22 protein-coding genes are annotated in these 25202 nt (G+C 55.6%); 10 read left to right on the top strand and 12 right to left on the bottom strand.

Going from position 1 to position 25202, the window contains the following annotated elements:
• Positions 1 to 98: 98 nt before the first annotated feature.
• Positions 99 to 1601, top strand: a complete 1503-nt coding sequence (locus tag F0319_RS19130) for a helicase HerA-like C-terminal domain-containing protein (protein ID WP_115876361.1) — start codon at positions 99 to 101, stop codon at positions 1599 to 1601.
• Here F0319_RS19130 and mnmL read toward each other — a convergent pair.
• Positions 1581 to 2522, bottom strand: a complete 942-nt coding sequence (gene mnmL, locus F0319_RS19125; RefSeq protein WP_149367680.1) for a tRNA modification radical SAM protein MnmL/YtqA — start codon at positions 2520 to 2522, stop codon at positions 1581 to 1583. The two genes, F0319_RS19130 and mnmL, sit on opposite strands and share 21 nt — an antisense overlap.
• Before the next feature lie 687 nt (positions 2523 to 3209).
• Between mnmL and gltB the strand changes: the two genes are divergently transcribed.
• Positions 3210 to 7670 (top strand): glutamate synthase large subunit, encoded by a 4461-nt coding sequence (gltB, locus tag F0319_RS19120; RefSeq protein WP_149367565.1) that lies wholly within the window; start codon positions 3210 to 3212, stop codon positions 7668 to 7670.
• A gap of 9 nt (positions 7671 to 7679) precedes the next feature.
• A complete protein-coding gene (gltD, locus tag F0319_RS19115; RefSeq protein WP_023309377.1) occupies positions 7680 to 9098 on the top strand; it encodes a glutamate synthase subunit GltD in 1419 nt (472 codons plus the stop codon).
• A 28-nt stretch (positions 9099 to 9126) separates the two neighbouring features.
• Here gltD and sspB read toward each other — a convergent pair whose 3' ends face one another.
• From sspB to zapE, 5 genes are all read right to left on the bottom strand, one after another.
• The gene (gene sspB, locus F0319_RS19110; protein WP_115876392.1) at positions 9127 to 9624 is read right to left on the bottom strand and encodes a ClpXP protease specificity-enhancing factor; all 498 of its coding nucleotides are present in this window, start codon (positions 9622 to 9624) and stop codon (positions 9127 to 9129) included.
• Between the two features lie 5 nt (positions 9625 to 9629).
• Positions 9630 to 10268 carry a stringent starvation protein SspA gene (gene sspA, locus F0319_RS19105; protein ID WP_014885418.1) on the bottom strand — a complete coding sequence of 213 codons (639 nt, stop codon included), beginning with the start codon at positions 10266 to 10268 and terminating at the stop codon, positions 9630 to 9632.
• Between the two features lie 308 nt (positions 10269 to 10576).
• Positions 10577 to 10969, bottom strand: coding sequence for a 30S ribosomal protein S9 (gene rpsI / locus F0319_RS19095; RefSeq protein ID WP_003860436.1), 393 nt, complete (start codon positions 10967 to 10969; stop codon positions 10577 to 10579).
• Between the two features lie 15 nt (positions 10970 to 10984).
• Positions 10985 to 11413, bottom strand: a complete 429-nt coding sequence (rplM, locus tag F0319_RS19090; RefSeq protein WP_003860434.1) for a 50S ribosomal protein L13 — start codon at positions 11411 to 11413, stop codon at positions 10985 to 10987.
• A gap of 302 nt (positions 11414 to 11715) precedes the next feature.
• Positions 11716 to 12840, bottom strand: coding sequence for a cell division protein ZapE (gene zapE / locus F0319_RS19085; RefSeq protein ID WP_149367564.1), 1125 nt, complete (start codon positions 12838 to 12840; stop codon positions 11716 to 11718).
• A gap of 189 nt (positions 12841 to 13029) precedes the next feature.
• Here zapE and zapG point away from each other — a divergent pair, with 189 nt between their 5' ends.
• The 3 genes from zapG to degS all read left to right on the top strand — a co-directional run bounded on the left by zapG (position 13030) and on the right by degS (position 16126).
• Positions 13030 to 13428 (top strand): Z-ring associated protein ZapG, encoded by a 399-nt coding sequence (gene zapG / locus F0319_RS19080; RefSeq protein ID WP_008502832.1) that lies wholly within the window; start codon positions 13030 to 13032, stop codon positions 13426 to 13428.
• Positions 13429 to 13599: 171 nt separating this feature from the next.
• Complete coding sequence (gene degQ, locus F0319_RS19075) at positions 13600 to 14967, top strand: serine endoprotease DegQ (RefSeq protein WP_149367563.1); 1368 nt, start codon at positions 13600 to 13602, stop codon at positions 14965 to 14967.
• Positions 14968 to 15058: 91 nt separating this feature from the next.
• Positions 15059 to 16126 carry an outer membrane-stress sensor serine endopeptidase DegS gene (degS, locus tag F0319_RS19070; RefSeq protein ID WP_111964987.1) on the top strand — a complete coding sequence of 356 codons (1068 nt, stop codon included), beginning with the start codon at positions 15059 to 15061 and terminating at the stop codon, positions 16124 to 16126.
• A gap of 55 nt (positions 16127 to 16181) precedes the next feature.
• On the opposite strand, the gene mdh is transcribed toward degS, so the two are convergent.
• Positions 16182 to 17120 (bottom strand): malate dehydrogenase, encoded by a 939-nt coding sequence (gene mdh, locus F0319_RS19065; RefSeq protein ID WP_008502835.1) that lies wholly within the window; start codon positions 17118 to 17120, stop codon positions 16182 to 16184.
• Between the two features lie 397 nt (positions 17121 to 17517).
• Between mdh and argR the strand changes: the two genes are divergently transcribed.
• The 3 genes from argR (at position 17518) to yhcN (F0319_RS19050) (ending at position 19004) form a co-directional block, all read left to right on the top strand.
• Positions 17518 to 17988 carry a transcriptional regulator ArgR gene (argR, locus tag F0319_RS19060; protein WP_023309388.1) on the top strand — a complete coding sequence of 157 codons (471 nt, stop codon included), beginning with the start codon at positions 17518 to 17520 and terminating at the stop codon, positions 17986 to 17988.
• Positions 17989 to 18363: 375 nt separating this feature from the next.
• Entirely contained in the window at positions 18364 to 18627 is a 264-nt protein-coding gene (gene yhcN, locus F0319_RS19055) for a peroxide/acid stress response protein YhcN (protein ID WP_023309389.1), read from the top strand.
• A gap of 110 nt (positions 18628 to 18737) precedes the next feature.
• A complete protein-coding gene (gene yhcN / locus F0319_RS19050; RefSeq protein WP_149367562.1) occupies positions 18738 to 19004 on the top strand; it encodes a peroxide/acid stress response protein YhcN in 267 nt (88 codons plus the stop codon).
• 61 nt (positions 19005 to 19065) lie between these two features.
• Here yhcN (F0319_RS19050) and F0319_RS19045 read toward each other — a convergent pair whose 3' ends face one another.
• From F0319_RS19045 to aaeX, 5 genes are all read right to left on the bottom strand, one after another.
• On the bottom strand, positions 19066 to 19338 hold the full coding sequence (locus F0319_RS19045; RefSeq protein ID WP_008502839.1) for a barstar family protein: 273 nt from the start codon (positions 19336 to 19338) through the stop codon (positions 19066 to 19068).
• Positions 19339 to 19383: 45 nt separating this feature from the next.
• Positions 19384 to 20838: an NAD-dependent succinate-semialdehyde dehydrogenase gene (locus F0319_RS19040; RefSeq protein WP_149367561.1), complete on the bottom strand. Its 1455-nt coding sequence runs from the start codon at positions 20836 to 20838 to the stop codon at positions 19384 to 19386.
• Between the two features lie 90 nt (positions 20839 to 20928).
• The gene (aaeB, locus tag F0319_RS19035; protein ID WP_149367560.1) at positions 20929 to 22896 is read right to left on the bottom strand and encodes a p-hydroxybenzoic acid efflux pump subunit AaeB; all 1968 of its coding nucleotides are present in this window, start codon (positions 22894 to 22896) and stop codon (positions 20929 to 20931) included.
• A 5-nt stretch (positions 22897 to 22901) separates the two neighbouring features.
• Positions 22902 to 23834: a p-hydroxybenzoic acid efflux pump subunit AaeA gene (gene aaeA / locus F0319_RS19030; protein ID WP_111964991.1), complete on the bottom strand. Its 933-nt coding sequence runs from the start codon at positions 23832 to 23834 to the stop codon at positions 22902 to 22904.
• 7 nt (positions 23835 to 23841) lie between these two features.
• Entirely contained in the window at positions 23842 to 24045 is a 204-nt protein-coding gene (gene aaeX / locus F0319_RS19025) for a p-hydroxybenzoic acid efflux pump operon protein AaeX (protein ID WP_003860416.1), read from the bottom strand.
• A 180-nt stretch (positions 24046 to 24225) separates the two neighbouring features.
• Between aaeX and aaeR the strand changes: the two genes are divergently transcribed.
• Positions 24226 to 25152, top strand: a complete 927-nt coding sequence (gene aaeR / locus F0319_RS19020) for an HTH-type transcriptional activator AaeR (protein WP_023616809.1) — start codon at positions 24226 to 24228, stop codon at positions 25150 to 25152.
• Positions 25153 to 25202 lie beyond the last annotated feature (50 nt).

Below are 25202 nucleotides of genomic sequence, written 5' to 3'. Positions count from 1 at the left end.
TCCGCGCTGGATAATGCGCCGCAAAGTCAGGAATTTACTCAACCAAATTGCGGCCAGGTTGCCTATACTCCACCCAGGACTAAGAGAGGAAGCGCATCATGAGTACACCATTGTTAATTGCCAGGACGCTGGAAAAAGAGCTGTATTTACTGCCCGCGATGGCGAACCGCCACGGTCTGATCACCGGAGCGACCGGGACGGGGAAAACCGTCACCCTGCAAAAGCTGGCGGAGTCGCTTTCAGAGATTGGCGTACCGGTCTTTATGGCTGACGTGAAAGGCGATTTAACCGGTGTGGCTCAGGATGGGACGGCATCTGAAAAACTGCTCGAGCGGCTGAAAAATATTGGCATCACGGACTGGACCCCGCACGGTAACCCGGTGGTGGTGTGGGATATCTTTGGTGAGAAAGGCCACCCGGTGCGCGCCACCGTCTCCGATCTTGGCCCGCTGCTGCTGGCCCGTCTGCTTAACCTCAACGACGTGCAGTCCGGCGTGCTGAATATTATCTTCCGCATTGCCGACGATCAGGGACTGCTGCTGCTTGATTTCAAAGATCTACGCGCCATTACGCAATACATCGGCGATAACGCCAAATCCTTCCAGAACCAGTACGGCAATATCAGCAGCGCCTCGGTGGGCGCTATTCAGCGCGGTCTACTGACGCTTGAGCAGCAGGGGGCCGAACACTTCTTCGGCGAGCCGATGCTGGATATCAAGGACTGGATGCGCACCGACAGCAGCGGCAAAGGCATTATTAACATCCTGAGCTCAGAGAAGCTCTACCAGATGCCGAAACTCTACGCCGCCAGCCTGCTGTGGATGCTCTCCGAGCTCTATGAACAATTACCGGAAGCGGGCGATCTGGAAAAACCGAAGCTGGTGTTCTTCTTTGACGAAGCGCATCTGCTGTTTAACGACGCGCCGCAGGTATTGCTGGATAAGATCGAACAGGTTATCCGCCTGATCCGCTCCAAAGGCGTCGGCGTCTGGTTTGTCTCGCAAAACCCGTCGGATATCCCCGACAACGTGCTCGGGCAGCTCGGCAACCGCGTGCAGCATGCCCTGCGCGCCTTTACGCCAAAAGATCAGAAAGCGGTGAAAGCCGCCGCGCAAACCATGCGCGCCAATCCTGCCTTTGATACCGAAGCGGCGATTCAGGCGCTAGGCACCGGTGAAGCGCTGATCTCGTTCCTGGATGCGAAGGGCAGCCCGTCTGTGGTAGAACGCGCCATGGTGATCGCGCCTTGCTCGCGCATGGGGCCGGTGACCGACGATGAGCGCAACGGCCTGATTAACCACTCTCCGGTTTACGGGAAATACGAAGACGAGGTGGATCGCGAGTCCGCGTTCGAGATGCTGCAAAAAGGGGTCCAGGCGACAACAGAATCGCAGGATGCGCCTGCCGCTAAAGGGCAATCTGTCGCCGTCGATGACGGCATTCTCGGTGGGCTCAAAGACATTCTGTTCGGCAGCACCGGGCCGCGCGGCGGCAAGCGCGATGGCGTGGTGCAGACCATGGCGAAAAGCGCAGCCCGACAGGTCACCAATCAAATCGTGCGCGGCATGCTGGGGAGTTTGCTAGGCGGCCGTCGCCGCTAGACGCGGAATCCAGGGGCGGCCCAGCGCCGAACCCTGTACGCCGTTCTCCCGCAGATAGCGGTCAATTTCCACCATCCCCGTCCAGCGGTTTTCACACCATAGCGGTGCCAGAAGCGTTGGACGGCGGGCGCTGGCCGAGATGCGGTGGTAGACAATATCCGGCGGCGTATGGCGAATCATCTCCCCCGCTGTCACCGTATAGTCTTCAAGCTCAATACCGCTTAACCGCCCAGCCTCCCAGGCTTTCGCCATAATGCTGCCCTTCACGATATGCAGCGGGTGCAGCTTAATGCCGTCCACGCCGGTTTCAACCACCTTTTCCAGCGTTTCAAGACCATGCTGTTGACCCTCGCCGGGTAACCCAACAATCAGATGCGAGCAGACCTTCAGCCCGCGCTCGCGGGCCAGGCGCGTGGTGCGCTGGTAGCAGGCGAAATCATGGCCACGGTTAATACGGTGCAGCGTTTTGTCGTGCGCGGTCTGCAAGCCCAGCTCCAGCCAGATCTCGTAGCCTTGTTCTTTGTACTCGCTGAGCAGGTCCAGCACCGCGTCCGGTACGCAGTCCGGGCGTGTGCCCACGCAAAGCCCAACGATATTGGCCTGGCTGACGGCCTGCTGATACATCGAACGCAATACCTGCACCTCCGCCCACGTGCTGGTGTAGGCCTGGAAATAGGCCAGATATTGCTTCGCGCGGTTCACCAGGCTGGCCTGGTGGGCAAGCTGCTCAGCGATAGAATGGTGCTGCTGCGCCTCATCGGCAAACGACGCGACGTTACAGAAGGTGCAGCCGCCGCGCCCGATGGTGCCATCGCGATTCGGGCAGCTAAACCCGCCGTGCAGCGTCAGCTTATGAACCTTTTGCCCGTACCGCTGCAAAAGATCCCCACCAAACATATTGACTAATTTCTGTAACTGCATAATCTGATAGACCGTCCCGGAGAAAGGGGACAAGCCTGCCACTTTTAGCCTCTGTCGGCGATGACCTGGATCAATCGCCCTGGACGGCCTTTATCTATATGAATAAATACTCACGATTACTGCAATTTCATTCACGCCTCCTGTGATTACTTTTCCTTATGTTCTGATTGTTTTTTTCATTTATAGCGCTACCACTGAAAAACAGTGGGTTTATGCGGGTTTGCATCCATTGCCAGATTATTGTTCTGCTATAAAACCGCTATTCAGCACGCTACATTGATAATACCGCTTTCATATAGTGAGTCAGATCACACTCCGCTGCTCGCTCTCAGGTCATTCAATCAATGTAAAAATAGTTAAATACACTTAAAATACAAAAACATAGACTCTCTTTAGCACATTTTTGTATAAATAAGATTGCCATTTGACCTGTGTACCAATTCCCGATAAGTTGGAAATCCGCTGGAAGCTTTCTGGATGAGCGGCCTGCTCATCATATTTATGCAGTAATTGAGATTCCCTCTGAAGCAAGTCCTCAAACTTGTTTACCTGCGCGAAAGGATGAAAAAGAGGGCGAATGCGAGGTCCGCGTATGAAACGCAAACCCCGTCGCCATGCTCTTTCTGTGCCTGTGCGCCACGGTAAAGTTCAGTGGGAAGCCCGACGAGCCTGGGGAGGTTCACTGATATGTTGTACGATAAATCCCTTGAGAAGGATAACTGTGGTTTCGGCCTGATCGCCCACATAGAAGGCGAACCTAGCCACAAGGTAGTGCGTACTGCTATTCACGCACTGGCCCGTATGCAGCACCGTGGTGCAATCCTTGCCGATGGTAAAACCGGCGACGGTTGCGGCCTGCTGCTGCAAAAACCGGATCGTTTCTTCCGCATCGTGGCGGAAGAGCGCGGCTGGCGTTTAGCCAAAAACTACGCTGTCGGCATGCTGTTCCTGAATCAGGATCCTGAAAAGGCTGCCGCCTCACGCCGCATCGTCGAAGAAGAACTTCAGCGTGAAACCCTGTCAATTGTCGGCTGGCGCGATGTGCCAACCAACGAAGGGGTGCTCGGTGAAATCGCCCTCTCCTCGCTGCCTCGTATTGAACAGATTTTCGTCAACGCGCCTGCGGGCTGGCGTCCACGTGATATGGAACGCCGTCTGTTTATCGCCCGCCGCCGCATTGAAAAACGTCTCCAGGACGATAAAGAGTTCTACGTCTGTAGCCTCTCTAACCTGGTGAACATCTATAAAGGTCTGTGTATGCCGGCTGACCTGCCGCGCTTCTACCTGGACCTGGCGGACCTGCGTCTGGAATCGGCCATTTGCCTGTTCCACCAGCGCTTCTCCACCAACACCGTACCACGCTGGCCGCTGGCTCAGCCGTTCCGCTACCTGGCGCACAACGGCGAGATCAACACCATCACCGGTAACCGCCAGTGGGCCCGCGCCCGTACCTATAAGTTCCAGACGCCACTGATCCCTGACCTGCACGATGCCGCGCCGTTCGTGAACGAAACCGGCTCGGACTCCAGCTCGATGGATAACATGCTGGAACTGCTGCTGGCGGGCGGGATGGATATCGTGCGCGCCATGCGTCTGCTCGTGCCGCCGGCCTGGCAGAACAACCCGGATATGGATCCTGAGCTGCACGCGTTCTTCGACTTTAACTCCATGCACATGGAGCCGTGGGACGGCCCGGCGGGCATCGTTATGTCCGACGGACGTTTTGCCGCCTGTAACCTGGACCGTAACGGTCTGCGTCCGGCGCGCTACGTTATCACCAAAGACAAGCTCATCACCTGCGCCTCTGAAGTCGGCATCTGGGATTACCAGCCTGACGAAGTGGTCGAGAAAGGCCGCGTCGGTCCGGGCGAGCTGATGGTTATCGACACCCGCGGCGGGCGCATCCTGCACTCCGCCGAAACCGACAACGATCTGAAGAGCCGCCACCCGTACAAAGAGTGGATGGAAAAGAACGTGCGTCGCCTGGTGCCGTTCGAAGATCTTACGGACGAAGAAGTGGGCAGCCGGGAGCTGGACGACGATACTCTCGCGAGCTACCAGAAGCAGTTTAACTACAGCGCGGAAGAGCTGGACTCTGTCATCCGCGTGCTCGGTGAAAACGGCCAGGAAGCGGTCGGCTCGATGGGTGACGATACCCCGTTTGCCGTGCTATCCAGCCAGCCGCGCATCATTTACGACTACTTCCGCCAGCAGTTCGCGCAGGTGACCAACCCGCCAATCGATCCGCTGCGTGAAGCGCACGTGATGTCGTTGGCCACCAGCATCGGTCGTGAGATGAACGTCTTCTGCGAGGCCGAAGGCCAGGCGCATCGTCTGACCTTTAAATCGCCGATCCTGCTGTATTCAGATTTCAAACAGCTCACCACCATGAAAGAGGAGCACTACCGCGCCGACACGCTCGACATTACCTTCGACGTGAACGAAGCGAGCCTTGAAGAGACGGTGAATGCGCTGTGTGACAAAGCCGAACAGATGGTGCGTAACGGCACCGTGCTGCTGGTGTTGTCCGACCGTAATATCGCGAAAAACCGTCTGCCTGTACCTGCCCCGATGGCGGTCGGCGCTATCCAGACGCGTTTGGTCGATAAGAGCCTGCGCTGCGACGCGAACATCATTGTTGAAACCGCAAGCGCCCGCGACCCGCATCACTTTGCCGTGCTGTTGGGCTTCGGCGCGACGGCGATCTACCCGTACCTGGCCTACGAAACGCTGGCCCGTCTGGTGGATACCCGCGCGATCGACAAAGATTACCGCGCGGTGATGCTGAACTACCGTAACGGCATCAACAAAGGTCTGTACAAGATCATGTCCAAAATGGGCATCTCAACCATTGCCTCCTACCGCTGTTCTAAGCTGTTTGAAGCGGTCGGCCTGCATGACGAGGTTGCCAACCTCTGCTTCCAGGGCGTGGTCAGCCGCATCGGCGGCGCCGGTTTTGCGGACTTCCAGCAGGATCTGGTGAACCTGTCCAAGCGCGCCTGGCTGGCACGTAAGCCGCTGGATCAGGGCGGTCTGCTGAAATACGTTCACGGTGGCGAATACCACGCCTATAACCCGGACGTGGTGCGCACGCTGCAGCAGGCGGTTCAGAGCGGTGAATACAGCGATTATCAGCAGTACGCTGAGCTGGTGAATAACCGTCCGGCGGCGACGCTGCGCGACCTTATTGCCCTCAATCCGGGCGATGAAGCGGTCAGCATTGACGAAGTTGAGCCGGCATCGGAACTGTTCAAACGCTTCGATACCGCGGCGATGTCCATCGGCGCGCTGAGCCCGGAAGCTCACGAAGCGCTGGCGGAAGCCATGAACAGCATCGGCGGTAACTCTAACTCCGGCGAAGGCGGTGAAGATCCGGCCCGTTACGGCACGAATAAAGTGTCCCGTATCAAGCAGGTAGCATCCGGTCGCTTTGGCGTGACGCCTGCGTACCTGGTCAACGCCGACGTGATTCAGATTAAAGTTGCTCAGGGTGCTAAACCGGGCGAAGGCGGTCAGCTGCCGGGTGATAAAGTCACCCCGTACATCGCCAAACTGCGCTATTCCGTGCCGGGCGTGACGCTGATCTCCCCGCCGCCGCACCACGATATCTACTCTATCGAGGATCTGGCGCAGCTCATTTTCGACCTGAAACAGGTCAACCCGAAGGCGATGATCTCCGTGAAGCTGGTTTCCGAACCGGGCGTTGGCACCATCGCGACCGGCGTGGCGAAGGCCTATGCGGATCTCATCACCATTGCCGGTTATGACGGCGGTACCGGCGCAAGCCCGCTCTCCTCCGTGAAATATGCGGGTTGTCCGTGGGAGCTTGGCCTGGTGGAAACCCAGCAGGCGCTGGTGGCTAACGGTCTGCGTCATAAGATCCGTCTGCAGGTGGATGGCGGTCTGAAAACTGGCCTCGACATCATCAAGGCGGCGATCCTCGGTGCGGAAAGCTTCGGCTTCGGTACGGGTCCAATGGTCGCGTTGGGCTGTAAATACCTGCGTATTTGCCACCTGAACAACTGCGCAACCGGCGTTGCAACCCAGGACGAGAAGCTGCGTAAGAACCACTATCACGGCCTGCCGTTCAAAGTGACTAATTACTTTGAGTTCATCGCCCGCGAAACTCGCGAGCTGATGGCGCAGCTGGGCGTTAAACGTCTGGTGGACCTGATTGGCCGTACCGACCTGCTGAAAGAGCTGGAAGGCTTCACCGCCAAGCAGCAGAAGCTGGAGTTGAGCAAGCTGCTGGAAACCGCGCAGCCGCATCCTGGCAAAGCGGTCTACTGCACCGAGAACAACCCGCCGTTTGATAACGGCGTGCTGAACGCACAGCTGCTGCAGCAGGCGAAGCCGTACGTGGACGACAAGCAGAGCAAAACGTTCTGGTTTGATATCCGTAACACCGACCGTTCCGTGGGTGCATCGCTCTCCGGCTACATCGCGCAGACGCACGGTGACCAGGGGCTGGCGTCGGATCCGATTACCGCGCATTTCAGCGGTACCGCGGGTCAGAGCTTCGGCGTGTGGAACGCAGGTGGTGTTGAGCTGTACCTGACCGGCGATGCCAACGACTACGTCGGTAAAGGCATGGCGGGCGGTCTGCTGGCGGTGCGTCCTCCGGTCGGCTCAGCCTTCCGCAGCCATGAAGCCAGCATCATCGGTAACACCTGCCTGTACGGCGCGACCGGCGGTCGTCTGTTTGCAGCAGGCCGTGCGGGCGAGCGTTTTGCGGTGCGTAACTCCGGTGCCATCACCGTGGTGGAAGGCATTGGCGATAACGGTTGTGAATACATGACGGGCGGGATTGTTTGCGTTCTGGGTAAAACCGGCGTGAACTTCGGCGCAGGCATGACGGGCGGTTTTGCCTACGTCCTGGATGAAGACGGTGAGTTCCGCAAACGCGTGAACCCGGAGCTGGTGGAAGTGCTGGACGTTGACACGCTGGCCATTCACGAAGAACACCTGCGCGGTTTAATTACCGAACACGTGCAGCATACCGGTTCTTCGCGCGGCGAAGAGATCCTGGCGAACTGGCCGGCGTTCTCTGCGAAATTCGCGCTGGTTAAGCCGAAGTCCAGCGATGTTAAAGCCCTGTTGGGTCACCGTAGTCGTAGCGCAGCAGAGCTGCGCGTGCAGGCGCAGTAAGGAATTCAGATGAGCCAGAACGTATACCAGTTTATCGACCTGCAGCGTGTTGATCCCCCAAAGAAACCGCTGAAGATCCGCAAAATTGAATTTGTTGAAATCTACGAGCCGTTTTCAGAAGGCCAGGCCAAAGCACAGGCGGACCGCTGCCTGTCCTGCGGTAACCCTTACTGCGAATGGAAATGTCCGGTACACAACTACATCCCGAACTGGCTGAAGCTGGCCAATGAAGGGCGTATTTTTGAAGCCGCCGAGCTGTCTCACCAGACCAACACCCTGCCGGAAGTGTGCGGCCGCGTATGTCCTCAGGACCGTCTGTGCGAAGGCTCCTGTACGCTGAACGACGAGTTCGGTGCGGTGACCATCGGCAACATCGAGCGCTATATCAACGATAAAGCGTTCGAGATGGGCTGGCGTCCGGACATGACCGGCGTGAAGCAAACCGACAAGCGCGTGGCGATCATCGGCGCGGGCCCGGCGGGCCTGGCCTGTGCGGACGTGCTGACCCGCAACGGCGTGAAGGCGGTGGTCTTTGACCGTCATCCGGAAATCGGCGGTCTGCTGACCTTTGGTATCCCGGCCTTCAAGCTGGAAAAAGAGGTCATGACTCGTCGCCGGGAAATCTTCACCGGCATGGGCATTGAGTTCAAACTGAACGTGGAAGTGGGCCGCGATGTGCAGCTCGACGACCTGCTGAAGGATTACGACGCCGTATTCCTCGGCGTGGGCACCTATCAGTCCATGCGCGGCGGTCTGGAAAACGAAGACGCGCCAGGCGTGTATGACGCGCTGCCGTTCCTGATTGCCAACACCAAGCAGATCATGGGCTACGGCGAAACCGCCGATGAGCCGTTCGTCAGCATGGAAGGCAAACGCGTGGTGGTGCTGGGCGGCGGTGATACCGCGATGGACTGCGTGCGTACCTCCATTCGTCAGAATGCGGCACACGTGATCTGCGCCTATCGTCGTGACGAAGAGAACATGCCGGGCTCTAAGCGCGAAGTGAAAAACGCGCGTGAAGAGGGCGTGGAGTTCCAGTTCAACATCCAGCCTCTGGGTATTGAAGTGAACGCCAACGGTAAAGTGAGCGGCGTGAAGATGGCGCGTACCGAGATGGGCGCACCGGATGCGAAAGGCCGTCGTCGCGCCGAGATCGTTGCCGGTTCTGAACACGTGATCCCGGCCGATGCCGTGGTGATGGCGTTCGGTTTCCGCCCTCACAGCATGGAGTGGCTGGCGAAGCACAGCGTTGAGCTGGATTCGCAGGGCCGCGTAATCGCGCCAGAAGGCAGCGATAATGCGTTCCAGACCAGCAACCCGAAAATCTTCGCCGGTGGCGATATCGTTCGCGGTTCAGACCTGGTGGTGACGGCGATTGCCGAAGGCCGCAAGGCGGCTGACGGGATCCTGAATTACCTGGAAGTGTAAAAAAAACAGGCCCGATTGGGCCTGTTTTTTATTTCACGACGCGAAGAGCCGGACGACCACCGCGCGGAGGCGGATCGTCATCAGGGTCATTGTCATCGTGATGATCGGGTTTATCGCCATCGATAAGTGACATCACCGTGTCGCTTTCGCGCTCATCAGATGCATTCTCATCATTCAGGCTGGCAACCTCTTCATCATACGCCGCTTCCGGCTCGAACATAGTTCCCGCACCGTTTTCACGGGCGTAGATGGCCAGCACAGCGGCCAGCGGAACGGAAACCTGACGCGGCACGCCGCCAAAACGCGCGTTGAAGCGCACTTCATCGTTCGCCAGCTCCAGGTTACCCACCGCGCGCGGGGCGATGTTCAGTACGATCTGCCCGTCACGTGCGTATTCCATTGGAACCAGCACGCCCGGCAACGTCACATCCACAACCAGGTGCGGCGTGAGCTGGTTATCCAGCAGCCATTCATAGAAGGCGCGCAGCAGATAAGGACGGCGTGGGGTAAGTTGTGACATTTCCACAGTCATTAGCCTCGGCCGAGACGCATTTCACGTTCCGGTTCAGTTAAGGATGCCAGGAAAGAGTCGCGCTCAAAGACGCGAGTCATGTAGCCCTTCAGCTCTTTCGCGCCAGGACCGCTGAACTCTACGCCCAGGGTCGGCAGACGCCACAACAGCGGTGCCAGGTAGCAATCCACCAGGCTGAACTCATCGCTCAGGAAGAACGGTTTCTGACCAAACACCGGGGCGATTGCCAGCAGCTCTTCACGCAGTTGCTTACGCGCAGCGTCAGCTTCAGAAGCGGAACCGCTGGTAATCACGTTCATCAGCGAGTACCAGTCTTTTTCGATACGCTGCATGTACAGGCGGCTTTCACCACGCGCGACAGGGTAAACAGGCATCAGCGGCGGATGCGGGAAACGCTCATCCAGATATTCCATAATGATACGGGATTCCCACAGGGTCAGCTCGCGATCCACCAGCGTCGGTACGCTTTGGCTCGGGTTGAGATCGATCAGATCCTGAGGCGGGTTATCCTTTTCCACATGCTCGATCTCAAAACTGACACCCTTCTCGGCCAGCACGATACGAACCTGATGGCTATAAATGTCAGTAGGACCAGAAAACAGCGTCATTACCGAACGTTTGTTGGCAGCGACAGCCATGAAAACCTCCAGGTATATTCAGAATTTTTACTGCTACCAGCCCAACAGGGGCCAGCCAGATGTTGTATCGCCCATCCCAGAGAAAACACATTGTTCAAGAATCGAACAAAAATCGAGTATTCACCGATATTTGGGCAGAAAATTGGATGATAGTTTACCAGATTTTGATGGCTTTGTGGTGAGGGGATTCTGGAAATGTGGAAAAAGAGAAGATATATGCATGGATATTGTGGATAACCTGCGCATTATCCATAAAAAAACCCGCCGAAGCGGGTTTTTCGCCAATCGTTCTGCGTAAGCAGAATGGATTAACGTTTGGAGAACTGTGGACGACGACGTGCTTTACGCAGACCCACTTTCTTACGTTCAACCTGACGCGCGTCACGAGTAACGAAGCCAGCTTTACGCAGTTCAGAACGCAGGGATTCGTCGTACTCCATCAGAGCGCGAGTGATACCGTGACGGATCGCACCTGCCTGACCGGAGATACCACCACCTTTAACGGTGATGTACAGATCCAGTTTTTCTACCATGTCAACCAGTTCCAGCGGCTGGCGAACTACCATGCGGGCAGTTTCGCGACCGAAGTATTGTTCCAGAGAACGCTGGTTGATTACGATTTTACCACTGCCCGGTTTGATGAAAACGCGAGCTGCGGAACTTTTGCGGCGACCAGTGCCGTAGTATTGATTTTCAGCCATTGCCTATAATCCCGATTAGATGTCAAGAACTTGCGGTTGCTGTGCCGCGTGGTTGTGCTCGTTGCCTGCGTAAACTTTCAGTTTACGGAACATAGCACGACCCAGCGGGCCTTTTGGCAGCATGCCTTTAACCGCGATTTCAATCACACGCTCAGGACGGCGGGCAATCATCTCTTCAAAGGTCGCTTCTTTGATACCACCGATGTGGCCGGTGTGGTGGTAGTACATTTTGTCAGTACGCTTGTTGCCGGTTACAGCAACTTTATCAGCGTTCAGAACGATGATGTAATCACCGGTATCAACGTGCGGAGTGTATTCCGCTTTATGCTTACCGCGCAGGCGACGAGCCAGTTCAGTAGCCAGACGGCCCAGAGTTTTACCGGTCGCGTCAACAACATACCAGTCGCGCTGTACGGTTTCTGGTTTAGCTGTAAAAGTTTTCATTAAAAGCTTACCCAAATAATAAGTTACACGTTGGTGAACACCCAAACGTTTAGTCAGTTGAGGTTCACACGACAAAGTCCGGCAAACCTACCCCTTCGAATAGCACATGCCGACACATAGAAAGTTTCGGGAAAAAAACCTTCTCGTAACGTGGGGTCGCAAGATTATAGAGAAGTTGAGGTCAAAGATCGACCCTTAAATGTGATTTGGAATGGGTTTTTCGGGGCCACGGAAAATGCCGGGTGGCGGCTGCGCCTTACCCGGCCTACAAGGCTCCCTTCTCAGGGAGAGGGTGGTATTTATTACGGCATATGCTCCAGCTTCAGGTACTCCTCGCTCTGCATCTCCTGCAGGCGAGACAGGCAGCGCTGGAACTCAAACTTCAGCCGCTCTCCCTGGTAAATCTCATATAAAGGTACCTCGGCGCTGACCACCAGCTTGACGTGGCGCTCATAAAACTCGTCCACCAGCGCAATGAAGCGTCGTGCTTCGCTCTCCATCAGCCGCGTCATCACCGGCACATCCAGCACCATCACGGTGTGGAACAGACGTGAAAGCGCAATGTAGTCGTGTTGGCTACGGGCATCCACGCAAAGCGTCGTAAAGGAGACCGCCAGCGTTTGGTTTTCGACGCCAAGGGTGGGGAGCGGGCGATGGTTAATCTCGAGTTCCGGGGCGTGCTCGCGTTTTGCCCCCGCCAGCGCCAGCCAAAGTGTATCCATCTCGCGGGTGGTATCGGCATTTAGCGGCGAAAGCCACAGGTGCGCCAGGGTCAGCGTGCGCAGACGATAATCGACACCGGCATCGACGTTCATAATGTCACAATGCTGTTTGATAGCGTCAATGGCGGGCAGGAAGCGTGCCCGCTGCAGGCCGTTGCGGTACAGATCGTCCGGCGGGATATTCGACGTGGCCACCAGCGTAATCCCGCGGGCAAATAACGCCTTCATCAGGCCGCCTAACAGCATGGCATCGGTGATGTCAGACACAAAAAACTCATCGAAGCAGAGTACGTCCGTTTCCGCCTTGAACCGGTCGGCCACAATCTCCAGCGGATCGCTTTTACCCTGCAGCGCAGTCAGCTCTTCATGCACCCGCAGCATAAAACGATGGAAGTGCAGACGCTGTTTACGTGTACCCGGCAAGCTCTGGTAGAACATGTCCATCAGCCAGGTTTTTCCGCGACCGACCCCGCCCCACATGTATAAACCGCGCGCCGGCGCGTGAGCCTGTGGCGCTTTTTTACCGAGCAACCGCCCAAACGCCGCCTTTAGCCCGCCATTCTGTTCGGTTTCAGCGGGTTTTGCCGTGAGCTCCTGATAAATCATCTCCAGACGACTTACCGCCTCACGTTGAACGTCGTCAGGCTGATGAGTGCCCTCGTTAAGGGCCAGTTGATATCGCGATGCAGGGGACAGGTTTTGCATAATCTTATTGTTATTCCCTCAATTAACGCTCACCAGCAGACGTGACTGATGAAAAAAAGGCCGTTCTACACTACGCGATGATACGTCAGGATTCCACTTCTGCAGAAATAGCGGTTATAGTGGCATTATCAGGCACAGGCAGGAGCCGAGCCAACACCCTACGGAACAACAAGACAACGGGAGAAGTTCATGACCTGGGAATATGCGCTAATCGGTTTAGTCGTCGGCATCGTCATCGGTGCTGTGGCCATGCGTTTCGGTAATCGCAAATTGCGTCAGCAGCAGTCACTGCAGTACGAACTGGAAAAGAACAAAGCCGAGCTGGAAGAGTATCGTGAAGAGCTGGTCAGCCATTTTGCCCGCAGCGCCGAGCTGCTGGACAACATGGCGACCGACTATCGTCAGCTGTATCAACATATGGCAAAAAGCTCCAGCAGCCTGCTGCCGGAAATGACCGCTGAAACTAACCCATTCCGCAACCGTCTGGCTGACTCTGAGGCCGGTAACGATCAGGCGCCCGTTCAGATGCCTCGCGACTACTCCGATGGCGCGTCCGGCCTGCTGCGCGGCGGTGTAAAACGCGATTAATCGCACAACCTGAATTTATTTTACGGGCGCAGCGATTGCGCCCGTCCTTTCTTCATGACCCCAGCTATCATTTAGTTAAACACCTCATTGTTCAGCGGTTTAAAATTCAATAACATCAACGTGTTTTTGGGGCCGTTTTTCCTTTATTCCAGGTTACGAGAGTCAACATCGATGAAGAAAAAAAACCAGCTGTTGAGCGCTATCGCGTTAAGTGTCGGGTTATCTCTCTCGGCGTCCGTCCCTGTATTCGCTGCTCTCCCCTCCCAGGTGCCTGGCCAGGCGGCCATTCCAAGCCTCGCGCCCATGCTGGAAAAAGTGTTGCCTGCGGTCGTCAGCGTTCAGGTTGAAGGCACGGCGGTACAAAGCCAACGCGTCCCTGAAGAACTGAAAAAATATTTTGGCGATGAGTCTCCCGACCAGCAGGCGCAGCCTTTTGAAGGCCTGGGCTCTGGCGTCATTATTGATGCAGCTAAAGGCTATATTCTGACTAACAACCATGTCATCAGCCAGGCCGATAAAATAAGCGTCCAGCTAAACGATGGCCGCGAATTTGATGCCAAACTGATTGGCGGCGATGACCAGAGCGACATCGCGCTGCTGCAGGTGCAAAACCCGAGCAATCTGACCCAGATTGCCATCGCGGATTCTGACAAACTGCGCGTCGGCGACTTTGCCGTCGCCGTGGGCAACCCCTTTGGCTTAGGGCAAACCGCCACCTCCGGGATCGTCTCCGCGCTGGGGCGTAGCGGCCTGAATCTGGAGGGGTTGGAAAACTTTATCCAGACCGATGCCTCAATCAACCGTGGAAACTCCGGCGGGGCATTGCTCAACCTTAACGGCGAGCTGATTGGGATTAACACGGCGATTCTGGCACCGGGCGGCGGCAGCATCGGGATCGGTTTTGCTATCCCCAGCAATATGGCCAAAACCCTGGCGCAGCAGCTGATCCAGTTCGGTGAAATCAAACGCGGGCTGCTGGGCATTAAAGGTATGGAGATGAGCGCTGATATCGCAAAAGCGTTCAACATCAATGTACAGCGCGGGGCGTTTGTCAGTGAAGTGCTGCCAAACTCCGGTTCCGCAAAAGCGGGCGTGAAATCGGGGGATGTGATCGTCAGCCTGAACGACAAACCGCTGAACAGCTTTGCAGAACTGCGTTCGCGGATCGCCACAACCGAACCTGGCGCCAAAGTGAAGCTGGGCCTGATACGTGACGGTAAGCCGCTTGACGTTGAAGTGACGCTGGATAAGAGCACCTCTTCCTCGGCCAGCGCGGAGCTTATTGCCCCAGCGCTGCAAGGGGCTACGTTGAGCGACGGTCAGCTGAAAGACGGTACGAAAGGCATTAGCATCGACACCGTCGAGAAGAGCAGCCCTGCCGCGCAGGCCGGATTGCATCAGGATGACGTGATCATCGGTGTAAACCGCAATCGCGTGCAGTCTATTGCCGAACTGCGCAAAGTGCTGGAAAGCAAACCGGCGGTTATTGCCCTTCAGGTCATGCGTGGCAATGAGTCCATCTATATTCTGTTGCGCTAAGCATTTGCGATCCGGACATCACCGCTGCATGTGATGTCCGGATAACTCATGTTATGCTGCAAATCGTTCCTTTTTTAACGAAACGCGCATCATGCTTTCAAAGCTCTTACGTTCTATTGTCATCGGTTTGATTGTCGCTGGCCTGCTGCTGCTGGCGCTGCCGTCTTTACGTCAGTTCAATAAACTGTCTGCTCCCCAGTTTGATAGCACGGATGAAACGCCGGCCACCTATAACCAGGCCGTCCGCCGAGCCGCACCCGCCGTAGTTAACGTCTATAACCGTGGCCTGAATAGCTCAGCCCACAACCAGCTGGAGATCCGCACCCTCGGCTCCGGCGTGATCATGGACGAGCGCGGCTACATTATTACTAACAAGCACGTGATAAATGACGCCGACCAGATCATCGTCGCCCTGCAGGATGGCCGCGTGTTTGAGGCATTACTCGTTGGGTCTGACAGCCTGACCGATCTGGCCGTCCTGAAGATTAACGCCACGGGCGGTTTGCCGGTCATCCCGATCAACCGTAAACGTACCCCGCATATTGGTGATGTCGTCCTGGCGATTGGTAACCCTTACAACCTGGGCCAGACCATCACCCAGGGGATTATCAGCGCGACCGGTCGTATCGGCCTCAACCCATCCGGACGGCAGAATTTCCTGCAAACCGATGCCTCCATCAACCACGGTAACTCCGGCGGTGCGCTGGTCAACTCGCTGGGCGAACTGATGGGCATCAACACCCTCTCGTTCGACAAGAGCAACGACGGTGAGACGCCTGAAGGGATCGGCTTTGCCATTCCGTTCCAGCTGGCGACCAAAATTATGGATAAATTGATCCGCGACGGACGCGTGATCCGCGGCTATATCGGTATCGGCGGACGCGAAATTGCGCCGATGCATACCCAGGGCGGCGGTATCGATCAGATCCAGGGCATCGTGGTTAACGAGGTGGCGCCAGGTGGTCCGGCTGCCAACGCGGGGATTCAGGTAAACGATGTGATTGTGTCGGTCAACGGCACGCCGGCGGTCTCTGCGCTGGAGACGATGGATCAGGTGGCGGAAATTCGCCCGGGCTCTATCATCCCTGTTGAGGTCATGCGCAACGATAAGAAACTGACGCTGCACGTAACGATTCAGGAATACCCGGCAACAAACTGACAGGCATAAAAAAACGGAGCGATAAGCTCCGTTTTTTGCCGGGAGACGGTTCGTATTACTTGTTAACGAACTCTTCGCCCAGGGTGATATCTTTCTTCAGCGTATCCAGCATGCCTTCCATCGCGTGTTGTTCAAACGCGCTCAGGGTACCAATGGATTTACGCTCTTCGATACCGTTTTTACCCAGCAGCAGCGGCTGAGAGAAGAAGCGAGCGTGTTCGCCATCGCCTTCAACGTAAGCGCATTCAACAACGCCTTTCTCGCCCTGCAGAGCGCGAACCAGTGACAGACCGAAACGTGCAGCCGCCTGGCCCATAGACAGGGTTGCAGAACCGCCACCCGCCTTCGCTTCCACCACTTCGGTGCCCGCATTCTGGATGCGTTTAGTCAGGTCAGCCACTTCCTGCTCGGTGAAGCTCACGCCTGGGATCTGCGACAGCAGAGGCAGGATGGTGACGCCAGAGTGACCGCCGATGACCGGAACTTCGACTTCTGTTGGCTGTTTGCCCTTCAGCTCAGCAACAAAGGTGTTAGAACGGATGATATCCAGCGTGGTTACGCCGAACAGTTTGTTTTTGTCGTAAACACCTGCTTTCTTCAGCACTTCTGCCGCGATAGCAACGGTGGTGTTCACCGGGTTAGTGATGATACCGATGCACGCTTTCGGGCACACTTCAGCAATCTGCTGCACCAGGTTTTTCACGATGCCCGCGTTGACGTTGAACAGGTCTGAACGATCCATGCCCGGCTTACGCGCCACGCCTGCAGAAATCAGCACCACGTCGGCACCCTGCAGTGCAGGACGTGCATCTTCACCGGAGAAGCCTTTGATTTTTACAGCAGTTGGGATGTGGCTCAGGTCAACCGCCACGCCTGGGGTTACCGGAGCAATATCGTACAGGGAGAGTTCTGAGCCTGAAGGCAGTTGGGTTTTCAGTAGTAGGGCAAGCGCCTGGCCGATACCACCAGCAGCGCCGAGGACTGCGACTTTCATCCTAAACTCCTTATTATGGTTAACTTAAGTATCTGTAAATCCGTTGCGGCGACCATAATTCAGCAAGTAAATAATTACAATTTTCGTAGCTAAAGAATTTGAGGTCACGCGACTTTATCTCTCACCAGAAAACTATCTGACGACAGAGGGCAACGCATTAAGAGGTGGTTACAATACACCCTGCCCCGCCACCAAAACAACATCATTTTGATAACATTTAATTTACTTTTAAGCTTATTTGCGCGGCGTGACCCAGGCATGTTTTCTGATAACGAAATCTGATAAAATCACTCCCTTTCATAACATTATTTCAGCCTGGCGCTGAGTAGATAATTTGCATAAAAATTCATCCACATGCATAATAATGTTGTTTCTATCGTCATATTCCGGGTGACTTATGCGAAGCTCGTCTAAGCAAGAAGAATTAGTAAAGGCGTTTAAAGCGCTACTTAAAGAAGAGAAATTCAGTTCTCAGGGAGAAATTGTTCAGGCGCTGCAGGAACAAGGCTTCGATAACATCAATCAGTCGAAAGTCTCCCGCATGTTAACGAAATTTGGCGCAGTGCGTACCCGTAACGCCAAGATGGAGATGGTCTATTGCCTGCCAGCAGAACTTGGCGTGCCGACCACCTCCAGCCCGCTCAAAAATCTGGTTCTGGATATCGATCATAACGACGCCGTAGTGGTGATCCACACAAGCCCCGGCGCCGCACAGCTGATTGCCCGCATGCTGGACTCGCTGGGTAAAACGGAGGGTATCCTCGGGACTATCGCCGGCGATGACACCATCTTTACCACACCGGCTAGCGGTTTTTCCGTGAAAGATCTCCACGAAGCGATTCTGGTTCTGTTCGAACAGGAACTCTAATCCCCTCTCCCCGTAGCGCCGCTACGGGGATCGTTCTGCTTCCGCTGCGTTCTCCCCTCTTTTCTACTGCCCTTCACTTTGACAAATAGTGCTTTTTACCACTCATTAACATTCACATGGTGAATGCTAAATCAAAGAATCGCACAAAAAATCAAAAGTTGATATCCATATGATTTCATTAGCTATCACCAACAAAAACGTGCAAAAAACACCCAATATTATGCAATTTGGTTATAAAAAAAGGACTGGTTAACACGTAATAACAATAGAAACCATTAGTCTGGTATTAATTTTTACCGTTATTAGTGTATACTTGATTTTGTGATGAGGGTCACGAAACAAGACCCCACTAAAAAATTCGACGAGGTAAGAATCATGAAAATCAAATCAACTGTAGCGGCTCTGAGCGTCCTGTCTGTCCTGTCATTTGGTGCTTTCGCGGCTGACTCTATTAATGCTGACCAGGCGCAATCCCGCCAGGCCATCGGTACGGTTTCTGTCGGCGCGGTCGGCACATCGCCAATGGACATGCATGAGATGCTGAACAAAAAAGCGGAAGAACAGGGTGCATCATCCTATCGCATCATCGAAGCGCGTTCTGGTGACCACTGGCACGCCACCGCTGAGCTGTACAAATAAGTTTTAGTAATAGCTGAAAACGTAAATCTCCACTCAACGGCACCAGGCATAAAAATAGCAGTTCAACCCTTCTCGCCGTTGAGTAAAAACCCTATTCAGGAGTAAAGACTATGAAAACCAAATTGATCATCGCAACCCTCGGTCTGGCATCCGTTATCTCTTTCGGCGCAAGTGCAGCCGTACAGCAGGTGAATGCCGACCAGGCACAAAATCTACAGAGTATGGGCAGCGTCTCCGTGACGTCTGTCACTGGCTCACCGATGGATATCCGTCACGAACTGGCCGCCAAAGCTGAAAAAGCAGGTGCCAGCAGCTATCGCGTCACCGAACTGAATCAGGGTGACCACTGGCACGCAACTGCAGAACTGTATAAATAAACCCTCGTCGTATCTCATCATACGACTTGCCCCTGGCCTCATGGTCAGGGGCTTTTTTCATTCAATGCCGCGCGTTAAAGCGCAACTGCCCTTCAAGCTCTTCTTCCGCTTCATCGAACAGCAATATCAGCGCGCCAAAACGTCTTCGCAGCTTATCGGGCAGATGGATAAACTCAATCTCCAGCGGTAGCGGCAACAGACTGCCGGTGACCACGTCCCAAAGCGTATCCAGATTCGTCACGCTTTCCCTTTCAAGATCAAACACCCGGATAAATTCCCGGTAGAAGTCTTCCTGACTGTCGATCTCGTCAAAATCAAACGTATAGGTTTTCATTGCCAGCCACCCAGTCCAGGCGAGCGGCAGCTGCCGCCCTGTCTATTATAATCCCCCAATATGCAGGGTTTTAACTTCCAGATACTCTTCCAGTCCCAGCACGGAGCCTTCTCGTCCAAGACCTGACTCTTTTACGCCGCCAAAAGGCCCGAGCTCAGTGGAGACGGCGCACTCGTTAATGCCAATCATCCCGCTCTCGATAGCCTGTGAAACGCGGAAGACCCGTGAGAGATTCTGGGTATAGAAGTAAGCCGCCAGCCCATAGGGCGTGTTGTTGGCGCGCTGGATGACTTCATCTTCCGAGGTGAAACGGAAGCACGCCGCCACCGGGCCAAACGTCTCTTCTTCTGCCAGCTTCATGCCTTCATGGCAGTCGCCCAATACGGTAGGCATCCAGAAATTCCCGCCAAGCGGATGAGGCTTACCTCCTGCCAGTACGGTTGCGCCCCGGGCAACGGCGTCGTCGACATGCTCACGCACTTTGTTCACCGCAGTAGGTTCAATCAGCGGCCCGACGACCACCCCCTCCTCAAGACCATTACCCACCTTCAGCGCATTCACCGCATCGGCGAGTTTATTCACAAATTTGTCGTAGACGGTTTCCTGAATATAAAAACGGTTCACGCTGACGCAGACCTGCCCGGCATTGCGGAACTTGTTGGCGATCGCGCCCTTAACCGCTGCGTCGATGTCCGCATCCTCAAAAACGATATACGGGGCATTTCCCCCCAGCTCCATCGAGACTTTCTTCATGGTTTCGGCGGCGTTACGCACCAGCGTTTTGCCGACGGAGGTTGAGCCGGTAAAGGAGATTTTACGCACGTCGCGGCTTGCCATAATCGCATCGCTGATTTCATGCGTATTCCCGGCAACGGCGTTGAGAACGCCGTCGGGCACACCGGCCTGTTTCGCCAGAGTAAGCAGCGCAAAGGCGCTGAGCGGCGTGTTGTTGGCCGGTTTAATAACCCCGGTACACCCGGCCGCCAGCGCCGGGCCTAACTTGCGGGTGAGCATGGCCATTGGGAAGTTCCACGGCGTAATCGCAGCGACCACACCAATGGGTTCACGGGTCGCCAGAATGCGTGAGCCAGGTTTGATCGGTGGAATAATTTCACCATTCGCGCGTTTAGCCTCTTCGGCAAACCACTGGATAAAGCTGGCGGCGTACTCCACTTCGCCCTCCGCTTCTTTCAGGGGTTTGCCCTGTTCGGTGGTCATTAACCGCCCGAGCCAGCTTTTATTCTCAATAATCAATTCATACCAGCGGTAGAGAATCGCCGAGCGTTCTTTCGCGGTTTTGGCACGCCATGCCGGGAAGGCTTTGGTGGCCGCTGCGATGGCGTCTTCGGTTTGCGCTTTACCCGCTTTTGCGACTTTAGCAATGACCTCACCGGTCGCGGGATTCAGCACATCAAACGTCGTGTCCAGCGTTTTCCAAATGCCGTTGACCAGATAGCCGGTCTGAAAAAGGATGTGGTCCTGAAGCGCCTGGGTCGTCATGTGTCCTCCCTTTCTGAAATGTAAGAACGTGCTGGAATAAGTATAGCCACAAAAAAACCGACGCTTTTGGCGTCGGTTTTTTTACTTCAGTCAGTTATCCGTGAGGGCATTCTGGTAGCGATGCAGCATAAACACTAGCCTTCCTACCGGCTCGGTCACCTGAGGCGGCGCTTCCCAGTGCTTGAGCTTTTCCTGATAGACATCGAGCTCTTCAAGCAGCTGCGTAAAGTAACGACGCCGTTTGTCATCGCTGCCGGCGGAAAGCACATGATCGGCGGTACGACGTAACTGGCGGTGGAAGGCCGACAGATCGTCGTTGATCGGCACGGGCGCGTTACGCAAACGCTGGTGCGCGATGATCAGGGTTAACGCCAGGCGGAATTTCGCGATGTCGCCCGGGAACTTGTTCAGCAGTAAAAACAGCTGCTGGTAGAGCGCGGGAAGGTGGTTCTCTTTACGGCGCGCGGTATTGGTTGTCAAAGACGACACGGCAGCCGACACGAACTGGTTCAACAGCACGCGGCCCGTTCTTGCCTGCGAGTTATCCCGCACCAGCAGTATCACCATCATGGCCAGGAAACAGCCCACCAGCTGACCTAACGCACTGTCCAGGAACTGGCTGAAATGGAAGGTCATCGGGTTATCGAGCACGATGATGTTAATCGTACTCGCCAGCGCACCCAGCGATCCCAGGCGCCGCTTTTGCACTTCAATGCCGATAAAGAACGCCATTACCGCCAGGCTAATACAGAGCAGCAGCATGCTCTGTTGCGTCGACGGGATGATGACCAGAAAGTAGAGCGCGCCTATCGGCAGGGCGGCAATGGCGCCGTACAGGAAATCGATGGCGACCATACGCGGATTAGGCAGACGCATCGCCAGTGCGGTAACGACGGCAATCATCACCATCGCGCCGTTGCCGGACGTCCAGCCCGTCCACAGCCAGAACAGCGTGCCGAGCATACAGGCAAGCGTCGTACGCCAGAAGTTGACCATCGCGTGATGGCGCTCAGCGGATTCCGCCTTGATCACCACTTCGCCCTGCAGTACCTCTTCTTCTGCCGCGCTGATTTTGGTGTTACCAATCACGCCGCGTTTCAGCAGCAGGTAGCGCGTCGCAGCGCCGACCCAGGTGTAGATGGTTACCGGCGTGTCGCGCTCCCCGGTCCAGGCAATCACCCGGCGCATACGCTTAAGCTGCTTATGCACGTCCTGCACGGTTTCCACCGGCTCGGCGAACAGTTCGCGGAACGTATCGGTGACCGCTTCCGGCCGGGTGTTCTGAATCAGATAGGTTTCACATGCCTGGGTAATCAGCGTCAGAGAGACGGTATTGAGGGCTTTAAGGCGACGATTTGCGCGGGCCCAGCGCGAGGACTCCATGTTAAGGTTGCTACGCATCCCTTCCAGCGCCTGCGTGCGGCGAACCAGCCCGCTCCAGGCTTTATCCACCTCTTCACTGTCACCGTGCTTAATGCAGAGCTGCATCAGCTGGTACTGGGCGACAATCAGCGTGTCAAGCTCACGGTCGACTTCCTGCTTGATGGAGCGCGGAGAGAACAGCAGATCCGCGACAATCGCACTCACGATACCAATGACAATCTCGCTGCAGCGCTCAACCGCAAACTGCGGGGCGAGCAGTGGCTCGGACTGAATGGTGATGACAATAATCAGCGCGGTATAGCCCGCCAGCCCCCAGGCGTAGGAGTTCTCCACTTTCACCAGAGACGAGATCCAGGTGCAAAAACCCGCCCAGATGCAGCACACCATCAGCATCAGCAGCGGCGTGCGGATCATCAGAATAATAATGGTGAGCGCCGCGAAACAGCCGATAAACGTCCCGATGATACGCAGCATCCCGCGATAGCGGATCGCGCCTGAATAGGGTTCCCCACCCGCGGCAAAGGCTGGACCCGCCGCGACAATAGCAGCCGTCAGCACTGCCCAGCGAGGGGTTTCAAGCTGGAAGTGGAAGCCAACAAACAGCGCCAGCACAATGGCACACGCCAGCTTCACGGCGAAGCGAATGTGCTGGCTGGCGATGGAAAAGATGCCCATAGCGATTAACCAAACTCGCGCAGGCGGTGGGCGATTTTACGGAAGAACGAGTCCTGGCTGGCATCCCGATCTTTTTCACCGGTAATCACCACCGTCGCCGTGGTACCCGCAGGCCACAGGTTGCCCTGCTGTTCGTCCAGATGGATACGGACCGGCACGCGCTGGGCCAGACGCACCCACTCGAGGTTGGAATCCACCGTTGCCATCCCTTTGGCATCATTCGAACTGCTGGAGTTAGTCACCCCTGCGGCGACGCTGTCGACGGTACCTTTAAAGACGCGATTGCTGCCCAGCGGCGTAATTTCTGCCCGGTAGCCCGGGCGTACGCCTTCCAGCTTGGTCTCTTCCATATAGGCGAGTACGTAGAAGGAGTTCTGTTTCACCAGCGCCACGGCGGTTGAGCCACGGGTAATGAATTCCCCGGCATAGACGTTAAGGTTGGTCACCCAGCCATCGGACGGCGCGCGGATCACGGTACGCTCGAGATCGAGCTTCGCCAGATCGCGCGTTGCCTGCGCTTTCGCCAGCTGGTGCAGCACGGTTTGCAGCACGTTGTTGGACTGGTCAATCTCTTCACGGGACATTGCCTGAACGCCAAGCTGGTTACGGCGGCCAGCCTCGCGGCGTTTCTCCGCAGCCAGCGCCTCGTAATAGGCCACGTCCGCTTCCGCCTCTTCCAGCGCTTTCTGGTAACGAGGCTGGTCGATGGTGAACAGAACCTGATCTTTTTTCACCAGCTGGTTATCGTGAACGTTGACCGCCGTGATAAGACCGGCCACGTCAGGGGCTATTGCCACCACATCGGCGCTGAAGCGTGCATCACGCGTCCACGGTGATTCGGTGTAATAAACCCAGGCGCGGAAAATAGCGATGAAGGCGAGGATAACCAGCGCCATGGTGATGGCAGTGCGGGAGATTTTTCTTGTTAGCGTTTTCACATCAACCTCAGACAAACATGCGCGATATCAGGTAAAACAGGCAGCAATACAGCGCGGTATTGAACAATGCAGGGTGCCAGACGAAATCGTAGATCCCGGTAGGGACCAGCACCTTGCGCACCAGCCAGAAGATCGCCAGTGATAAAAGAAGCTCGAAAAATATCGGTGGGAAGGACAGACCGAACACCACGATAACGGGAAACAGACTCATGTTGACCTTGATTAGAGAGAGTGCAGGCTTCAGAATTTTTTTAGCGCACGCCATCGCAGAAGAGCAAGAAACGCCGGGCGAGAACGGCGCAGCCGTTATGTAATAAATAATATATTAACGTAACTGTTATGCTGTTATCTATAATATGTGATCTAAATCACTTTTAAGCCAGAGTGAACAATGGAACGTTTAAAACGCATGTCGGTCTTCGCCAAAGTGGTTGAACTGGGCTCCTTTACCGCCGCTGCACGCCAGCTTCAGATGAGCGTCTCATCCATCAGCCAGACGGTCTCTAAACTGGAAGATGAGCTTCAGGTCAAGCTGCTCAACCGCAGTACCCGCAGCATTGGGCTGACGGAAGCGGGCAAAATTTACTATCAGGGCTGTCGCCGTATGCTGCTGGAAGTGCAGGATGTTCACGAACAGCTCTACGCCTTCAACAACACCCCCATCGGCACGCTGCGCATCGGGTGTTCTTCAACTATGGCACAAAATGTTCTCGCTGCCATGACGGCGGATATGCTGAAAGAGTATCCCGGGCTTACCGTTAATCTGGTGACGGGTATCCCGGCGCCGGACCTGATTGCCGACGGTCTGGACGTGGTGATCCGCGTCGGCGCGCTGCAGGATTCCAGCCTGTTCTCGCGTCGGCTGGGCAGCATGCCGATGGTCGTCTGCGCTTCGAAGAGCTATCTGGCCCAGTACGGTGTTCCGGAGAAACCCGCCGATCTCACCAACCACTCGTGGCTGGAATACAGCGTGCGACCCGACAATGAATTTGAGCTGATTGCCCCGGAAGGGATCTCCACCAAACTGCTGCCGGAAGGGCGATTTGTCACTAACGATCCGATGACCATTTCGCGCTGGCTGGTGGCCGGCGCCGGGATTGCCTACGTGCCGTTAATGTGGGTGATCAACGAGATCAACAGCGGCGTGCTTGAGATCCTCTTCCCGCGCTACCAGTCCGATCCGCGTCCGGTGTACGCCCTGTATACCGAAAAAGACAAACTCCCGCTAAAGGTGCAGGTGTGTATTAACTATCTGACCGAGTATTTTGTGGACGTAGCAGAGCTGTTTCAGGGGATGCGGGGAAGAAGGAAAGAATAGGTTTTGTAATTCGAGACACCTCTCCCGGTTTGGGAGAGGGTTAGAGTGAC

The organism is Enterobacter vonholyi (assembly GCF_008364555.1).
GTDB lineage: Bacteria > Pseudomonadota > Gammaproteobacteria > Enterobacterales > Enterobacteriaceae > Enterobacter > Enterobacter vonholyi.
This window is presented reverse-complemented; position numbering and strand designations above follow the sequence as displayed.